We start from the raw sequence: 16,396 nt of genomic DNA on the forward strand, positions 1-16,396 counted from the left end.
CTGTGCAACCTACACATCCGCTGCGATCCGGGCGCTCTGAGCCGGGTCCACTGAGGTCGGCTCCTCCGCGTTGAAGACGCCGCCGAAAATCGATCCCACGGCCAAAGCCGCGGTCATCATGATGCCTAGCAAGAGGTTGTCCCGACGCTCTTGCGCCAGTTCGAAACGTTGTGCAGACGTGTCCGAGGCTACCAAATGCTCCCCTGGATTACGTCCGGGTGTTCGATACGACCTGACGAGCGGCCTTGCGCAATGCCGCCCAGCGAGTGAGCTGTCGTAGTTGGCAACATCCCAAACCTCCGCCGTGCGTCCCAGGGTGCAAACGCCGCTATCGATGGTGTTGTTGCTGTTAACGGGGCGGGTGACGATAGTCATGGTGTAGTCCTTTCCTTGGTGTGGAGCTCACTGTATTGGTCGCCCCCAACACACTCTGCCCGAATGCGATAGTGTGTTCGAACGATTGCATGTTCGATATATAGCACCCGTCGTTGACGCTGTCCACTCCCTCTTGAAAAATATCGAACATATTTGCTCACTGTGCTACTTTTGACCCGAAGCACATCGCCAGCAAGGAAGGTGCCATGGCACGCAAGAAGACCGACCCGAACAACCTGGACATGAGCGCACTCTCGGACCGCCAGCGCCGCATTCTGCAGGTAATCCAGGACGCTGTGGTGCTTCGCGGTTACCCGCCGAGCATCCGTGAGATCGGAGATGCCGCAGGCCTACAGTCGACATCTTCAGTGGCCTACCAACTCAAGGAGCTGGAGAAGAAGGGGTTTCTCCGCCGCGATCCGAACAAGCCGCGCGCCGTCGACCTTCGCCACCTCCCCGAGACCGCACCTAAGTCGGGAACCCGCAAAGCCTCAAAGCCGCAGGATGCCCCTGATGAGGCATCGACTCCACGATTCATTCCGGTGGTGGGCCAGATTGCCGCCGGTGCCCCAATTCTCGCCGAAGAGAATGTGGAGACGTACTACCCGATGCCCGAAGAGCTGCTTGGCGACGGCGATTTGTTCATGCTGAAAGTCGTGGGCGACTCCATGGTTGATGCGGCGATTCTGGACGGCGACTGGCTTGTGGTTCGCTCCCAGCCGGTTGCAGAGGAGGGTCAGATCGTCGCGGCACTTATCGACGGCGAGGCGACGGCCAAGGTGTTCCACAAAGACTCGACCGGCGTTTGGCTACTGCCGCGCAACGATGCATTCTCGCCGATTAAGGGCGATGACGCAGAGATCATGGGGCTCGTCATCTCCGTCTTCAGGTCGCTGTAGCCGCCCGCTCACAGCCGCTGAATTCCCTCTTTCGGGGGAAACGGATATAAACCCATGCGAACGGGCACCCCGTGTCTGGGATGATGTGAGGAATGACCACTTCCGGTCAGAACAACTCCCACACCCACATCTGGAGGTGCCCGTTTTGTATGCCGAGGAACGGCGTCGTCAGATTGCCTCCCAGACTGCAGTCGAAGGCCGCGTCAACGTCACGGAGCTCGCATCGAAGTTTGACGTCACTGCCGAGACAATCCGCCGCGACCTCGCGGCGCTGGACAACGATGGCGTAGTGCAGCGGGTGCACGGCGGCGCGGTAGCGAACCAGGCGTTTTTGACTACCGAGTTCCCGCTCGATGCCCGCTACCGCTCCTCAACCGACGCCAAGCAGGCGATCGCACGCGCAGCACTGCAGTTTCTCCCGGATCAGCCGGGTGGTGGAATTTTCCTCGATTCCGGCACCTCAATCAACGCTCTTGCCAATCTCGCAGCTACGCAGCCAAATGCCAAAACCTGGTCGATCGTGACCAACTCACTGCCTACGGCCCTCGATCTTTCCACCGCCGGCCTAGATAGCGTGCAGCTGCTCGGCGGTACTGTACGAGCGATCACACAAGCCGTAGTTGGAGATACCGCACTTCGAACACTCGCCCTCATGCGGGCGGATGTCGCCTTTATCGGCACCAACGCGCTGACGGTCGATCATGGTCTCTCTACTGCGGACGCCCAAGAAGCCGCAGTCAAGTCTTCGATGGTCACCAACGCAAGGAGGGTCGTGGTGTTATGCGATTCGACAAAGCTCGGCAATGACTACCTCGTGAGCTTCGCACCACTGGATGCCATCGATGTAGTAGTCACCGATGCCTCTGCCCCGACCTCCTTCGTAGCAGAACTTGGCGAGCGAGGAATCGAAGTAGTTCTAGCTAAAGAAGTGGACTAAACCACACATACCCAAACAGCGGCATGTGAGACCCTGTTTGAATCATGCTTGAACCTTGCCAAAACGGGCACACTCGGACATACTGGGTGGTGAAGGCAACACCGGCGCGAAGTTTGTGATGCAGGGGTTGCCAAGGGCTAATGAAGTACGGAGCGCAGATGATTCTCACGCTGACCCCCAATCCGAGTATCGATGCCACCCTGGACATCGGCCAGTTAGAACGCGGGGCGGTGGTTCGAGCCACCAGTGCACGCAGAGAAGCCGGGGGCAAAGGCATCAATGTCGCCCACTGTGTGCACAAAGTCGGCCACCCGACCCTTGCGATCGCCCCGTGTGGCGCTGACGATCCTTTTGAGCTCGCGGTGCGTGGCATCGGAGTTGCCTTTACCCCGGTCCGTATCGACGGGCAGGTTCGCACCAACACCGCACTCACTGAACCGGACGGCACCACGACCAAAGTCAACGAGCGCGGGCCGGAGTTGGCAGCAGCCGATCTAGACGCAATCGTCGCCACGCTCGAAGCAAACGCTCGAGATGCTCAAGCGATTGTGCTCGCCGGATCCCTTCCACCAGGCGCTCCGGACGACTTCTACGTCCAGCTGGTTCGGGCTGCCCGCGCAGCCACGGGTGGCACCATTGCGGTCGACACTTCCGACGCACCGCTAGTTGCCCTAGGCGCACACCTCGGTGAGGGTGCTCCGGACGTGATGAAACCGAATGCTTTTGAGCTTGCACAGCTCACCAACACCGACGGTGAGACCCTCGAAAACTCCGCGCTTTCCGGTGACTTCAGCGGCGTTGTTGGGGCGGCGCGCGAATTGATCGCGCGTGGAGCGCAGGAACTCTTGGTCACGCTCGGTGGCGCGGGAGCATGCTTGGTCACTGCCGACGGAGCGTGGGGGGCGACTCCCCCGCCTATCGAGGTCCGCTCCACTGTGGGTGCCGGAGACAGCTCGCTTGCCGGATACGTGATGGCCCGCGTTGAAGGTCTCGATCCGGCGGAGCGTCTACGCCGTGCGGTCGCCTACGGGTCTGCTGCCGCAGCCTTGCCCGGAACAGGTCTTCCGGCGCCGGACGCACTCGACCTCGACCACACAGAAGTTTTTCCCATTTGATCTACTACCCCCTTATCTGAAGTAGGACACGATGCAGCCACAATTAATTACCCCGGAGCTCGTCGCACTCGACGTTGATTTCGGGAAGACACCACGCGAGGTCATCGAACACCTTGCAGCGCTAATCGTCGATGCGGGCCGCACATCCGAGGCCAGCACACTGGTCGAGGCAGCGTCCGCCCGCGAGGAAAAGGCAGGCACGGGAGTCAACGGCCGCGTTGCCATCCCCCACTGCCGCACCTCGGCAGTGGAAGCCCCGACTCTTGCGTTTGCTCGCCTGTCGTCGCCCGTTGACTTCTCCGGACCCGACGGCGACGCGGAACTGGTGTTCCTTATCGCCGCGCCAGAGGGAGGCGGCAAGGAGCACCTGAAGATCCTTTCCAAGCTCGCGCGAGCCCTTGTAAAGGGCGACTTCGTAGAGACGCTGCGCAATGCGCAGTCCGACCAGGAGATCGTGGACGCGGTTCTCGCGGTAGTCAACGCTGAGCCCAAGAAGAAGGCTGCGAAAGCTGCCGGCGCGGCGGGAGCCGGCTCGACAGCTGTTGCGGCTGGAGAAGGATCGGCGGCAACCCAGGCGTCGACAAGCGAAAGCCCTAAGCTCCGAATTGCTGCGGTGACTTCATGCGCAACCGGCATCGCACACACCTATATGGCTGCTGATGCGCTGACCCAAGCCGCGGAGAAACGCGGCGATGTTGAGCTCATCGTTGAACCGCAGGGATCCTCGGGCGGGGATCGCCTGGAGCAGAGCTTCATTGACTCTGCAGACGCCGTGATCTTCGCGCACGATGTGGCGGTTCGCGACAAGGGGCGCTTCGCCGGAAAGCCGGTGGTGGATAGCCCGGTGAAGCGCGGCGTGAACGAGCCGGATGCGATGATCGATGAGGCGATTGCGGCGGCCAAGAATCCAAATGCGCCGCGAGTCGCAGCCGCAAGCACAACCGGCGGGGAGGAATCCACCTCTGCTTCCGGCGAAAGCTGGCCGAAGCGGCTGCAGCAAGCCATCATGACCGGTGTTTCGTACATGGTCCCGTTTGTTGCCGCAGGTGGTTTGCTGCTGGCGCTTGGGTTCCTTATCGGCGGATACGACATGGCCAACGGTTGGGAGGCGCTGGTCACCCAGTTCTCGCCGACCCAGCTGCCGGGTCATGAGGTAATGATCGACGGCGAAACGATGACGTTCCGGCGCTCAGGTTGGGCCCTGTATCTCGGTGCAGTGCTGTTTGCCACGGGGCAGATGGGTATGGGCTTTGTCGTGGCGGCGCTATCCGGTTACATCGGCTACGGGCTTGCAGGACGTCCCGGTATTGCCCCGGGCTTCATCGGCGGCGCGATCTCCGTCATGGTTGGCGCGGGCTTCCTCGGCGGCTTGGTCACCGGTATCCTCGCGGGCCTTATCGCTTACTGGATCCAGACCTGGCAGGTGCCGCGCTGGCTCGGTTCGCTGATGCCGGTGGTGATCATTCCGCTGCTGACCTCGTTGGCCGTTGGTTTGGTCATGTTCCTCCTGCTCGGTCGTCCGCTCGCTGCGCTGATGGAAGGCCTGCAGGGCTGGCTGGAATCTATGTCCGGGTCCTCCGCGGTGCTGCTCGGTGTGATCATCGGCCTGATGATGTGCTTCGACCTCGGCGGGCCGGTGAACAAGGCGGCATACCTGTTCGGTACCGCGGGTCTGTCGGCGGGCACGGAGGCGAGCTTCCAGATCATGGCAGCTGTCATGATCGCGGGCATGGTTCCGCCAATTGCACTGTCGATTGCAACCTTCCTGCGCAAGAACCTCTTCACGCCTGCCGAGCAGGAGAACGGTAAGTCGGCTTGGCTGCTCGGCCTGAGCTTCGTGTCCGAGGGCGCCATCCCGTTCGCTGCGGCTGACCCGTTCCGCGTCATCCCCGCCATGATGCTGGGTGGTGCAACTGCCGGCGCTGTCTCCATGGCGCTCGGGGTGGGTTGCCAGGCACCGCACGGCGGCGTCTTCGTGATCTTCGCCTACGAACCGTGGTGGGGCATGTTTGTCGCCCTTGCAGCTGGTGTCGTGGTTGCTGCGGCAGCGGTGATCGCGATCAAGCGGTTCTGGCCTAACAAAGAAATTGAAAAGGCGGCAGCGGAATCCGTCGAAAACCAGGCGGCACCTGAACCGGCTGTGGCAGCCTAGCCCCGAACACACCTACACTGGCAAGACAAACACATTCGAGGAAAGGACATACCTTATGGCTTCCAAGACCGTGAAGGTCGGCTCCACCGTGGGCCTGCACGCACGCCCGGCGACCATCATTGCTGACGCTGCGGATGAGTTCGATGACGAAATCATCCTGACCCTCGTTGGCGGCGATGACGATGATGAGACTGACGCTGCTTCCTCACTGATGATCATGGCAATGGGTGCCGAGTTCGGCGACGAGGTCACCGTCACCTCCGACAACGCCGAGGCAGTTGAGAAGATCGCAGGACTCATCGAGTCGAACCTCGACGAGGAGTAGACACGGAGTAGACGCAGAAGGGGTGTCCTTCTGCGTTGAACGCGTTTAAAGCGCCCACTCTCGGACGTTTGGCCGGGCGGGCGCTTTTTGTTATTCGGGTCTGCTTATCCCAGAGTGTGGTGGGAGTTGTACTGCCCCTCTCCGATGGTGTCGAATGCCCAACGCATAATCGGGTAAATGACGATGATGCCCACCGACCCCAGGGCGATGCCTTCCAGCGTGACCGGTCCGACGTTCAGCGTGAGGTTGCCAATTCCGACAATCAGCGCCACTGCTGCGGCAGTCAGGTTTGCGGGGTCGGTGAAATCAACTTTGTTGTCCTGCCAGATACGCACACCGAGCATGCCGATGAGGCCATAAAGCACAAGGCACGCGCCGCCCAGCACGCCTGCGGGGATGGTGAAGATGACCGCGCCAAATTTGGGGATGAACGCCAGGATCATGGCAAAGATTGCTGCGACCCAGTAAGCGGCAGTCGAGTACACCTTGGTCGCCGCCATCACGCCGATGTTTTCAGCGTAGGTTGTCGTACCGGAGCCACCGAAGGCGCCAGCCAGGGTGGTCGCGATACCGTCGCCGATCAGCGCGCGGCCTTGCATGTGGTCGAGATTGCGGTGTGTCATTTCGGACACAGCTTTGACGTGGCCCACATTCTCGGCGATGAGCACAACGAGCACAGGCAGGGTCACCAAGATCGCGGAGAGGTGGAATTCCGGGGTGTGGAACTGCGGCAAACCGATCCACGGAGCATTGCCGATAGTGTCCAGCGCATCCTCAGCAAGCCCGCCGGAGATGGCCGCGTAAATCCACCCCGCAAACACACCGAGGAGAATGCTCAGACGAGAAATCATGCCGCGGGTGGCGACCGTAATGACCACGATGGTCACCAACGTCACGCCAGCGACATCGACCTGGGACTCCACATTGGCGACCGCCGTCGGCGCCAAGTTGAACCCGATCAGCGCCACAATCGCGCCCGTGACCACTGGAGGCATGACCGCATCAATCACGCGCTTGCCCGCGACATGCACAAGCACACCGACTGCGATGAGCGCGAGGCCGGTCACCAATACCCCACCAAGCTGGGCGCCCACCCCATACTGCTGGGAGGCGGTCAGTGGCGCGATAAATGCGAACGAGGAGCCGAGGTAGCTCGGCAGCTTGTTTCGAGTGATCAGCAAAAAGATGATGGTGCCCAGGCCCGAGAACAGCAGCGTAGTGTTCACCGGAAAGCCGGTCAGGGTGGGCACCAGCAAGGTTGCGCCGAACATGGCCACCACGTGCTGCATGCCAATACTGATGGTGCGCGGCCAGCTCAGCCGCTCATCCGGTGCCACCACCGCTCCGGGCTGCACGCGACGCCCGTCGCCATGCAAATGCCAACCAAAGGTCTCGTTCGTTTTCTGGCTCACCGATTCACTCACGAGGTTCCATTATCGCTCGTAACAATTGCGAGCTCCTAATCGACGGGCGTAGTTTTGTCTCTATGGAAATTCTTGTTCGCCGCACTCCTGAAGAAGTCGGTGTCGCAGCTGCAGACATCCTCCAACCATTCATTGAAAACAACGGCGTGCTCGGGCTTGCCACGGGATCTACCCCAACCCCGACCTACCAGGAACTCATCCGCCGCCATAACGAAGACGGCCTGAGCTTTGCTGGGTGCAGCGCCTACCTCCTCGACGAGTACAACGGGCTGGCCAAGGAGCACGAGCAGTCGTACTACTCCACCATCCGCCGCGAGCTCACCCACCACATCGACATCGACGACGCCAAGGTGCACTCCCTCGACGGCACCGCGGATAACGCGGACCAAGCTGCTGCTGACTACGACCAGGCGATCAAGGACGCCGGCGGGGTGGACGTCCAGATTCTCGGGATTGGCAGCAACGGCCACATTGCCTTCAACGAGCCAGGCAGCCCGCATGATTCACGCACTCGCGTCATCGACCTGCACCCGCGGACCATCGCGGATAACGCGCGCTTCTTCGACAACGAGTCCGAAGTTCCCCGCCAGGCACTCAGCCAGGGCATCGGCACCGTCCTGGAAGCCCGCAACCTCGTCCTCATCGCCACCGGCGAGAACAAAGCCGACGCAGTGAAGGCCATGGTCGAGGGGGAAGTCAGCACAGACAACCCCGCCAGTGCACTGAAGTCCCACCCGAACGTCACCGTCATCCTCGACGAGGCCGCAGCCTCCAAGCTCGAGGGCGATTACTCCGCAAGTTAAAAAGCTAAACGACGAACTCGCGGTGCTGCTCGGCGATAACCCGGGGCAAGCGCACGTCGATAAGCGTGCCCTGCTCCTGGTACTCCTCCGAGCGCACCGTGCCCTGTTCGTGCAAGAGTGAGACCACATCGCCGCGCGTGAACGGCACGAGCATGGTGACGTGCTCATCGAGGGTGTTGAGGAACATCTCGATCTTGGACTCGAGCTCGGCGATCCCCTCACCGGTCAGTGCGGAGACGAACACCACGTCGCGGCCGGCATGGTCGAACGCGTGGCGCAGCTCAGCAAGCACCACCGGATCGGCCTGATCGATCTTGTTCACTACCACAATCTCCGGCGGAAGCGTCTCGCCGGATTCGCGCGTGATTTCCTCGAGCACCTCGTTAACCGCCTCGATCTGCTTCAGCGGGAAAGCATCAGAACCGTCCACTACATGCAGCAGCAGGTCGGCGTTCGAGACTTCCTCTAGCGTCGATTTGAACGCCTCCACGAGCTGGGTCGGCAGGTGGCGGACGAAGCCGACGGTGTCAGTGAGCACCACAGAGCGGCCGTCGGCAAGCTGAGCTTTGCGTGTCGACGGATCGAGGGTGGCGAATAGGGCATCCTCCACGAGCACCCCGGCATCCGTCATCGCGTTGATAAGCGACGATTTGCCCGCGTTGGTGTAACCCGCGATCGCGATCTTCGGCGTGGTGGAACGGTTGCGCTGGGCACGCTTGACCTCGCGGGCCGTCTTCATGTCGCGCAGCTGATGGCGCAGCTTGGCCATCTCCGTACGCAAGCGTCGACGGTCCGCCTCGATACGAGTTTCACCCGGGCCACGCAGACCCACACCGCCGTTGGAGCCGGCGCGACCGCCCGCCTGACGCGACAGCTGGCCACCCCAACCACGAGTACGGGTGTACAGGTATTCCATCTGCGCGAGGCTGACCTGCGCTTTACCTTCCTTGCTCTTCGCGTGCTGCGCGAAGATGTCGAGGATAAGCATGGTGCGGTCAATCACCTTCACACCGAGCGCTTCCTCGAGCGCAACCATCTGGCCGGGGGAAAGCTCACCGTCAAACACGACGGTGTCAGCACCCGTGGCTTGGACGATCGCCCCCAGTTCCTTGACCTTGCCCGAGCCGATGTAAGTACCCGGGTCTGGCTTGTCGCGCTTTTGATAAAACATGTCTATCACCTGCGCGCCGGCGGTTTCCGCGAGCGCGGCGAGCTCGAACATGTTCGCCTCCATCTCAGCCGTGGAGCCTTCGGTCCAGGCACCGACCAAGATGACCTCTTCGAGGCGGAGCTTTCGATACTCGACCTCGTAGCCGTCTTCCTGCTCCTCAGCGCGCAGCTCCGTTTCGCGGGAGATGCGACGCAGCGCGTTTCTATCTTCCAGGTCGAGCGCGCCGGTGGTGGGATCCCCTACCGTTTGTCCATCGACCCCGGGCTGCGGAGCGTTGTGGCGAAACGCTCGCGCCAGCAGGTCGTCGTGAAGCTCTTGCTGCGGGTCGAGTTGAGTCATGCAGTCCTTTGTCCGTACACCGTGTTGGTCACCGTGTTGGTTTTCTTAATACCCCATTTAACGCCCACACGCCCGCCTTTCTTCCCGGCGTAGGCGCTGGGAGTAGGCTTTGGGCCCATGAGCGAAACCATCAGCACTGATCTTTCCGCCATCGGGCTCGGGTTTACAAGGTGGCAGGACGCCGTCGAAGCTGCCATCGCAACGAACCAGCTCGCCGTTACCGGCGAGGTGCGCGGCGGGCAGCTAATTCAGTACTTCGACGCTTCCGGCGCCCAGCTGAACATCCTCGCGGTCGAGCCGTTCGCCACCTTTGCCGGCTTCGACTCCACCACCCGCGCCTATGCGCACATCACCCCGCTTAACGACGTGGTGTCCTTGGCCGAAATCGTAGACCCGCACGGTAACGCGATGGCGAGCGTCACCGTCAACCTCGCCCAGGGCCCGCTGATTGCCGACGACCCTGTCCTTCAGTGGCAGGAACTCGGTGTCACCGCGCTGGCCCTCACCCACGAGCGCTACGAGTCCATCGAGGCGTTCCACGCTGCCAACCCGGGCCAAGTGCTTGGCACGGTGGATTCGCAAGGTGCCGAAGCAGTGGCTGCCGGCGCTCCAGTGGCACCGGATGCGTCGGCTACCTTCTCTGCCCGGGTACTCAGCGCGGAGCACCGTACCTCGCAACTCACCGGGCAGCGTTTCATTCACGTGTCCGTCGATGCGGCATTTCCCTTCGATGTGTGTTTGCCGGACGGTGACCTGCCAGAGCGCGATTCTGTCATCGCCGGCACTGCGGTGATGGCCGGATCTATCCCGGCGCCGAGCGGTGGCGGCTGCGGGGGATGCGGCGGTTCCTGCGGCTGCGGCGGCCACTAAACTTTCAGGGACGACCGCGTACTAAGACGCGCGTCCAGAACAAAAGGGGGGCGAGATGAGCACACCCGATAGGGACCTGTCGCGAGCGCTCATCGGCGCGCTTACCCTTGCCGCAGCAGTCATGCTGGTCGTGCTGCTGCGCTTGCCGGGGTTGATCCTCTCGATCTTCCTCATCGCGCTCGTATTGCTCGTCAGCCGCCACTACCAGTCCAATCCGGAAAATGCGGCCATCCAGTCGTCGTTAAGCTATGCCCGCGACGATATTTGCGAGGTCCTGGATGCCTACGACCAGCTGCAAAACGGCGCCTCCGCGGCGGATATCGCGGACCGTACCCTACACTTCCCTGCTCTTGCCAACCCGGACATGTCGGTGCCGGAGATCAACGAGTTTTTGCTGCGGGCAAGTTCTGCGCGGCGCTTTGTAGCGCGCATCGACGGCTATCTCGCCTCTCCCACCGTTGACCGTGCGCAGCTCGAACGCCTTTTGACCGTCGCGGATCAGCGCGCGTTTGAGCTGCAGTCGGCGTGGGACGATGCGCGGCGCGTGGCTAAGGAGATTGGGCCGGCTTAATTGGCGTCGTGCAGTCCCTCTACCCGGACGTACTCCGGCTGGCCGAATTGATTGCGATCGACGAGCAGTGTGAGACTCTTGCGCTGATCATCGAACACGCGGAAAACTTCCTGCCGCTGGTGTTGAGCTGGAAGCTTTTCTAGGCGCCATCCCGGCATCATCTCCACCAGTCCGCCGAGAGACCATTCGAGGTCGTCGATGTAGTCGACGTAGCGAGACAACCGCACGTAGACATCCAGAAGGGTGAGCGGCGGGACGCGGTGCGTGAGCTCTGAGACAAGCAGCACTACGTGGCTCCCCGTTTGATGGTTGGGAAACGTTACGTAGTCGTACTCAGGCCCACAGGCGTAAACGCCCACCGCACCGATGTCGTGAGCGAGGATGAGGAACTCGTTGAACTGCTCTGGCCCTTCGGGAATGCCGTGCGGCACTTCCTCGCGTGAGAGCTCATCGAGGTTGTTCCAAGCCCCGAAAGTTCGAATGCGCTGAGCCTGGTCCCGACCATGACCCTGCTGAAAGAAAGGCGCAAATCCCCAAAGCACGGTCGCAGGTTCGATCGCAATGGATGCGATCAGCTCGGCACGGCCGCGTAGCCGGCCGTCGCAGAAAGAAATCTCTCCGGTTTCGAAATCGACATTGAAGTTGTTGGGCGCACCCTCGATCGTGTGCTCATCCATGAGTTGACGCATCAATTCCATGCGGATACGGGAGTAGAGGATGGCCCGCTGCGCGACGCGCCTAACCTGTGAAAGTTCGTGCATGTAGACCTCGCTAGTTCTCGTACTTACGAACACCGTCAGCGAGGACATTAATCGGGCGACCAGACTCGTCACGCGCAACGAGAAGAGTCAGTACTTTGCCCTGCTCGTCGAAGATGCGGAAGACCTGTTGCTGGAGGCGGTCAACCGGCCGTGTCTCAAGCCGCCAGCCTGGCATCATTTCAACGAGCCCACCCAGAGACCACTCCATGTCATCGATGAAGTCGACATAGCGAGAGATGTGCTCGAGAACATCAAGGAGCGTTACTGGTGGAACGGGAGAACTCAGATCGGAAACGAGGGTGACAAGCTCGTTTCCCGCAAGTTCATTCGTAATCGAGAGAAATATGTAATCCCCGCCGAAGATATACATTGCCATTGCGCCGATCTCGTACCCGAGGATCTTCATCTCATTTGCCTCATCAGGCCCGTTCGGAATCCCGTGTGGCACCTGCCCGCAGGTCAGTTGACCCAGGTTGTGCCGCTCACCGTACAGCTTGATCAGTTCCTCCTCCTGCAGTTTCCTGCCATCGGCGAACGGTGGAGCGTATCCCCACAGCACAGTGGCGGGTTTCATGGCGATGGAAGCAACTGTCTGGATGCGCCCTCGTAGACGACCTTGCCAAATGTAGATCTCCCCATCCCGGAAGTTCATGGAGTACTTGTCAGTTGGCTTCCCAAACTCGTGTGCGTCAATGAGTCGGTGCATGAGGTCGAGGCGCAGGCGAGCGTAGATGTATGCTCGCTGGCCGATGCGCCTGACTTGCTGCAGTTGGTGCATACCCCGCAAGCGTAGAGCTAGCTAAGCCAGCGCGCCCGCCAGCTGGCCGCGGGCCACGATTGTCGACGGCCCGGTCATCGTCGCCTCACCGCCTGCTAGCTGCACTCGTACCGCACCGCCAGGCACGTTGACCGTGACTTCGCCGTCCTCAATGCCGGCGTCTGCAAGCGCAGCCTGCGCGGCGGCGACGGTGCCGGTGCCGCAGGAGCGGGTCTCGCCCACGCCGCGCTCCCAGACGCGCATATGCACTTCCCCGCCCGTGTCGCCAGTTGCGCCCGAGAGCTCGGTAAGCACCTCGACGTTGACGCCCTCGGGGAAGAACTCGTGGTCGAACTCAGGCTGGCTGAACTCCATTCCCTCTAGCTCCTCTGCGCTCAACCCCGGGATCACACACGCGAGGTGCGGGTTGCCCACGTCCACACCGATGCCTGCGAACTGCTGCTCACCCATGCGCGCGGTGGACACGCCGGTCACCGCGACCGGGCCCATCCCCACCGACACCGTTGCTTGCGTGCCGTCGGCATCCAACACACGGATCGTCTTCACCCCGGCACGGGTATCCACTTCGAACTCGCGGGACGCTTCCAGCTCTTCCGCCACCAGCACGTGGGCGAACGCGCGGATACCGTTGCCGCACATCTCCGCAATCGAGCCGTCGGCGTTGCGGTAGTCCATAAACCACCGGCCGGTCTCACCGGAGCGCACCACGCGCAGCAGACCATCGCCGCCGATGCCGGCACGCCGGTTGCACAGGTAAGCGACCTGCCCAGCGTCCAGGTCCAGCTCGTCGTTCACGTCGACGATGACCACGAAGTCGTTCTCGGTGGCGTGGGCTTTGATGAACGGAAGTTGCGCGATACTCACGCGGGCAAGTCTAACGCGGCCAGCGCGGCACCCGGTACGTCGTCGCCGGTAGCATCCAGCCACACAATTCGGGGATCGCGGTTGAACCACGACCGCTGACGGCGCACGTACCGCCTGGTACCGGTGACGGTTTGCTCGTAAGCGTCGTCAAGCGAAAGCTCCCCTTCGAGCATGGCGAGCACCTGCGCGTACCCGATCGCGCGCCCTGCGGTGGATTCCCTGATCAGACCTGCGTCCTGCAGCCCGCGCACCTCGTCGACAAGCCCGTGCTCGAACATCAGCCTGGTGCGCTCCGCGATCCGCGGGTTCAGCCACTCCGGCATCGTGCGCAGCCCAAGCACGCGCGTGCCCCAGCGCGGGGGCGCGTCCTTCGGCGGCTGCGACGCCTGGAACGGCTTGCCGGTCAGCTCGATCACCTCGAGCGCGCGCACGGTGCGGCGCGGGTCTTTGTCCTCGATCACGCGCGCTGCCTCCGGGTCGACCTCGGCCAGCTCTGCATGCAGGGCGTCAACGCCGATCGCTGCAAGTCGCGACTCGTACTTCGCGCGCACGGCTGGGTCGGTGGGCGGAAACTGCCAATCATCGAGCAGCGATTGCACGTAGAGCATCGACCCGCCGACCAGAACCGGCACCTTCCCGCGTGCGGCGATCTCCTCCACCGCAGCCACCGCCAGCTGCTGGTATTCGGCCACGGACGCAGTCTTAGTCACGTCCCAGATATCCAGCAGGTGGTGCGGGATGCCGCCGCGTTCCTCAGGCGCAAGCTTCGCCGTGCCAATGTCCATTCCGCGGTAGAGCTGCATCGAGTCGACGTTGACCACCTCGCCGCCGAGCTCCTGCGCCAAGGCGATGCCGAGCGCGGATTTGCCGGAGGCAGTCGGTCCCACCACAGCGATCGGAGCTACCACCGCCACACCCCCACGTAGCGCCCCACACCCAACGTCGCATCGACATCCAGCAAGGTTGCGGTTCGCGGCTCAAGTTCGGCGAGTTCGATCCAGAGCTCAGGCTTGACGACGCCCCCCTGTTCCAGCCGATCAGCATCCAGCCCGGGCTGCGGCGCGGCACCCGTTGCAACAAGTTCGGTGAGCGCCTCGTGGACCGACGGTGCTTCCTCGATGAACGCGAGCGGGGCGCGCGGGGTGAGCCCCGCCGGGCCGTCAACGACCACGACGGTGAGTGCCTTGGGGTCGAGTGGCGCGATGCGGTCGCGTGCCGGGCGGTAATCCCGCTCCCCCAGTAGATAACGCACGACCAGCTCGCCGAGGTGGTTGCCGCCGCCGACGTCGGTTTGCGGCGCACCCCACGCCGCAAACGTTCCCGTGCGGGCGGTATAGCTGCCCTCGCCCAAATCGCACACGATGTCCACCGGCCGATCATCCCCCGCTGCTGCCCCGCGAATGGCGGTTGCCAGGCGGCGCGAGGGGGCATCGGCAAGCGAAAGCTCTGATACCAGCGCGGGCGAGCCGGGGACGATGAGGAGGGTGGGGTCGTGCACCCTGCCTACCCTACGTGGGCAGCACAACTGCGTGCGAAAACGCGACACGTTGCGCTACGTGCGCGGTAGAGTTAGGGGGCACTTACGGCAGCCGCGTCGCGCGGCACACGGTTCTTGACCAAGGAAGGATCCGCGAAACCATGACCACCCCCAACCAGCCTGCCCGTCCCTCTCCCGCCGCGATGCCAAACCGCGCGCCGAAGCCGGGCCCGCGCCCGGGTTCCGCGGACCAGCAGCAGACGACGCCCTCGCCGGTGCCCGCCGCTGCACCGGCAGCGAAGGTGAAGTCGCAGGCCACGGATCCTTCCCAGTTCGGCCGCATCGATGACAACGGCACGGTATACGTCACCCGCGGCGGCGCCGAGCGTGAGATCGGTTCCTGGCAGGCCGGCACCCGGGAAGAGGGCCTGGCGCACTACGGGCAGCGTTTCGACGACATCGTGACCGAGGTCGAGCTGCTTGAGACCCGCCTGGCTGCGCACCCGGACGAGGCGACCAACCTGCGCACCAACGCCGAGGCGATCAAGGCGACCCTGGCGGAGGCAGTCGCCATTGGCGATTTCGACGCGCTAGAAGCCCGTTTGGACAAGGTCATCGCCGACACCGAGGAGGCAGGTGAGCGCGCAAAGGAAGCGAAAGCTGCACGCCGCGCGGAGGCCATCGCCCGCAAGGAAACGCTCGCTGCCGAAGCCGAGGATCTGGCAGAGAACTCCACCGAGTGGAAGGTCGCGGGTGACCGCATCCGCGAGATTCTGGACGAGTGGCGCACCATCCGCGGCATTGACCGCAAGACCGATGACGCGCTGTGGAAGCGCTACTCCCGTGCCCGCGACAGCTTCAACCGCCGCCGCGGCTCGCACTTCGCGGAATTGGATCGCGGTCGCGCCGCCGCGAAGAAGGTCAAGGAAGACCTGGTTGCCCGCGCCGAGGCAATGAAGGATTCGACCGAGTGGAGCGACACCGCGCGCGCCTACCGCGACCTGATGAAGGAGTGGAAGGCCGCCGGCCGCGCCCCGCGCGAGGTGGATGACAAGCTCTGGGAGCAGTTTCGCGCAGCGCAGGACCACTTCTTCGACGCCCGCAACGCGGTTAACGCCGAGCGCGACAAGGAGTTCGAGGCCAACGCCGAGGCCAAGGACGCGCTGATCGCGGAGTACGACTCCCTCATCGATCCCGCTAAGGGCCTGGGTGCAGCAAAGGCGAAGCTGCGCGAGCTGCAGGACAAGTGGGAGGAGATCGGCTACGTCCCGCGCGGCAAGGTCCGCGAGTACGAGGACAAGATCGGCGCGATTGAAAAGCGCGTCGCCGATGCCGAGGATTCCCGCTGGCGCCAGTCGGATCCGGCTGCGCAGGACAAGGTCAACCAGTTCCAGTCCCGCGCGGACGACCTTGCCGCACAGGCCGATGCCGCCGAGGCGAAGGGCAACGCGAAGAAGGCTGCCGAGCTTCGCGAGCAGGCGAAGCAGTGGCAGGAGTTCGCTGACGTCGCGGCGAAGGCGGCAAGCGAGCGCTAG

The 16,396-nt window shown here is 62.8% G+C and carries 17 protein-coding genes; 9 read left to right on the forward strand and 8 right to left on the reverse strand.

What is annotated here, in order from left to right; translation table 11 throughout:
- Positions 1–9 precede the first annotated feature (9 nt).
- Positions 10–375 carry a hypothetical protein gene (locus tag CGLAU_RS07270; RefSeq protein ID WP_095660112.1) on the reverse strand — a complete coding sequence of 122 codons (366 nt, stop codon included), beginning with the start codon at positions 373–375 and terminating at the stop codon, positions 10–12.
- Between the two features lie 206 nt (positions 376–581).
- Between CGLAU_RS07270 and lexA the strand changes: the two genes are divergently transcribed.
- The 5 genes from lexA (at position 582) to CGLAU_RS07295 (ending at position 5,803) form a co-directional block, all read left to right on the forward strand.
- A complete protein-coding gene (gene lexA, locus CGLAU_RS07275; RefSeq protein WP_095660113.1) occupies positions 582–1,274 on the forward strand; it encodes a transcriptional repressor LexA in 693 nt (230 codons plus the stop codon).
- A 145-nt stretch (positions 1,275–1,419) separates the two neighbouring features.
- Positions 1,420–2,211, forward strand: a complete 792-nt coding sequence (locus CGLAU_RS07280; protein ID WP_095660114.1) for a DeoR/GlpR family DNA-binding transcription regulator — start codon at positions 1,420–1,422, stop codon at positions 2,209–2,211.
- A 140-nt stretch (positions 2,212–2,351) separates the two neighbouring features.
- Positions 2,352–3,326 carry a 1-phosphofructokinase family hexose kinase gene (locus CGLAU_RS07285; RefSeq protein WP_332461809.1) on the forward strand — a complete coding sequence of 325 codons (975 nt, stop codon included), beginning with the start codon at positions 2,352–2,354 and terminating at the stop codon, positions 3,324–3,326.
- A 31-nt stretch (positions 3,327–3,357) separates the two neighbouring features.
- Positions 3,358–5,478 carry a PTS fructose transporter subunit IIABC gene (locus CGLAU_RS07290; protein ID WP_095660115.1) on the forward strand — a complete coding sequence of 707 codons (2,121 nt, stop codon included), beginning with the start codon at positions 3,358–3,360 and terminating at the stop codon, positions 5,476–5,478.
- 55 nt (positions 5,479–5,533) lie between these two features.
- Entirely contained in the window at positions 5,534–5,803 is a 270-nt protein-coding gene (locus tag CGLAU_RS07295) for an HPr family phosphocarrier protein (protein WP_095660116.1), read from the forward strand.
- Positions 5,804–5,907: 104 nt separating this feature from the next.
- Here CGLAU_RS07295 and CGLAU_RS07300 read toward each other — a convergent pair whose 3' ends face one another.
- Positions 5,908–7,227, reverse strand: coding sequence for a uracil-xanthine permease family protein (locus CGLAU_RS07300; protein WP_232507073.1), 1,320 nt, complete (start codon positions 7,225–7,227; stop codon positions 5,908–5,910).
- Between the two features lie 62 nt (positions 7,228–7,289).
- Here CGLAU_RS07300 and nagB point away from each other — a divergent pair, with 62 nt between their 5' ends.
- Positions 7,290–8,030: a glucosamine-6-phosphate deaminase gene (gene nagB, locus CGLAU_RS07305; protein ID WP_095660117.1), complete on the forward strand. Its 741-nt coding sequence runs from the start codon at positions 7,290–7,292 to the stop codon at positions 8,028–8,030.
- Between the two features lie 4 nt (positions 8,031–8,034).
- Here the strand turns inward: nagB and hflX are convergent, their stop codons facing one another.
- On the reverse strand, positions 8,035–9,540 hold the full coding sequence (gene hflX / locus CGLAU_RS07310; RefSeq protein WP_095660118.1) for a GTPase HflX: 1,506 nt from the start codon (positions 9,538–9,540) through the stop codon (positions 8,035–8,037).
- 129 nt (positions 9,541–9,669) lie between these two features.
- On the opposite strand from hflX, the gene CGLAU_RS07315 reads away from it, so the two are divergent.
- Together CGLAU_RS07315 and CGLAU_RS07320 are read left to right on the forward strand one after the other, a co-directional pair.
- A complete protein-coding gene (locus CGLAU_RS07315) occupies positions 9,670–10,410 on the forward strand; it encodes a hypothetical protein (RefSeq protein WP_095661109.1) in 741 nt (246 codons plus the stop codon).
- Between the two features lie 55 nt (positions 10,411–10,465).
- Positions 10,466–10,981 carry a hypothetical protein gene (locus tag CGLAU_RS07320; protein WP_095660119.1) on the forward strand — a complete coding sequence of 172 codons (516 nt, stop codon included), beginning with the start codon at positions 10,466–10,468 and terminating at the stop codon, positions 10,979–10,981.
- Here CGLAU_RS07320 and CGLAU_RS07325 read toward each other — a convergent pair.
- From CGLAU_RS07325 to CGLAU_RS07345, 5 genes are read right to left on the reverse strand one after another with little or no spacing between them, the layout of a single operon-like run.
- Positions 10,978–11,742, reverse strand: coding sequence for a DUF6882 domain-containing protein (locus CGLAU_RS07325; RefSeq protein WP_095660120.1), 765 nt, complete (start codon positions 11,740–11,742; stop codon positions 10,978–10,980). The genes CGLAU_RS07320 and CGLAU_RS07325 overlap by 4 nt on opposite strands.
- A gap of 10 nt (positions 11,743–11,752) precedes the next feature.
- Positions 11,753–12,520 (reverse strand): DUF6882 domain-containing protein, encoded by a 768-nt coding sequence (locus tag CGLAU_RS07330; RefSeq protein ID WP_095660121.1) that lies wholly within the window; start codon positions 12,518–12,520, stop codon positions 11,753–11,755.
- 21 nt (positions 12,521–12,541) lie between these two features.
- A complete protein-coding gene (gene dapF / locus CGLAU_RS07335) occupies positions 12,542–13,378 on the reverse strand; it encodes a diaminopimelate epimerase (protein WP_095661110.1) in 837 nt (278 codons plus the stop codon).
- A gap of 2 nt (positions 13,379–13,380) precedes the next feature.
- Entirely contained in the window at positions 13,381–14,292 is a 912-nt protein-coding gene (miaA, locus tag CGLAU_RS07340) for a tRNA (adenosine(37)-N6)-dimethylallyltransferase MiaA (RefSeq protein ID WP_095661111.1), read from the reverse strand.
- Positions 14,286–14,882, reverse strand: coding sequence for a hypothetical protein (locus CGLAU_RS07345; RefSeq protein ID WP_095660122.1), 597 nt, complete (start codon positions 14,880–14,882; stop codon positions 14,286–14,288). Before CGLAU_RS07345 ends, miaA begins: the two co-directional genes overlap by 7 nt.
- Before the next feature lie 140 nt (positions 14,883–15,022).
- Here CGLAU_RS07345 and CGLAU_RS07350 point away from each other — a divergent pair, with 140 nt between their 5' ends.
- Entirely contained in the window at positions 15,023–16,396 is a 1,374-nt protein-coding gene (locus CGLAU_RS07350) for a DUF349 domain-containing protein (RefSeq protein ID WP_095660123.1), read from the forward strand.

This window comes from Corynebacterium glaucum, assembly GCF_002287505.1.
GTDB classification, from domain to species: Bacteria; Actinomycetota; Actinomycetes; order Mycobacteriales; family Mycobacteriaceae; genus Corynebacterium; species Corynebacterium glaucum.

Coding starts and splice junctions, on each gene's coding strand:
- CGLAU_RS07270 (WP_095660112.1), bottom strand. CDS start 375: ATGACTATCGTCACCCGCCCCGTTAACAGCAACAACACCATCGATAGC.
- lexA (WP_095660113.1), top strand. CDS start 582: ATGGCACGCAAGAAGACCGACCCGAACAACCTGGACATGAGCGCACTC.
- CGLAU_RS07285 (WP_332461809.1), top strand. CDS start 2,352: ATGAAGTACGGAGCGCAGATGATTCTCACGCTGACCCCCAATCCGAGT.
- CGLAU_RS07290 (WP_095660115.1), top strand. CDS start 3,358: ATGCAGCCACAATTAATTACCCCGGAGCTCGTCGCACTCGACGTTGAT.
- CGLAU_RS07295 (WP_095660116.1), top strand. CDS start 5,534: ATGGCTTCCAAGACCGTGAAGGTCGGCTCCACCGTGGGCCTGCACGCA.
- nagB (WP_095660117.1), top strand. CDS start 7,290: ATGGAAATTCTTGTTCGCCGCACTCCTGAAGAAGTCGGTGTCGCAGCT.
- hflX (WP_095660118.1), bottom strand. CDS start 9,540: ATGACTCAACTCGACCCGCAGCAAGAGCTTCACGACGACCTGCTGGCG.
- CGLAU_RS07320 (WP_095660119.1), top strand. CDS start 10,466: ATGAGCACACCCGATAGGGACCTGTCGCGAGCGCTCATCGGCGCGCTT.
- CGLAU_RS07325 (WP_095660120.1), bottom strand. CDS start 11,742: ATGCACGAACTTTCACAGGTTAGGCGCGTCGCGCAGCGGGCCATCCTC.
- CGLAU_RS07330 (WP_095660121.1), bottom strand. CDS start 12,520: ATGCACCAACTGCAGCAAGTCAGGCGCATCGGCCAGCGAGCATACATC.
- CGLAU_RS07350 (WP_095660123.1), top strand. CDS start 15,023: ATGACCACCCCCAACCAGCCTGCCCGTCCCTCTCCCGCCGCGATGCCA.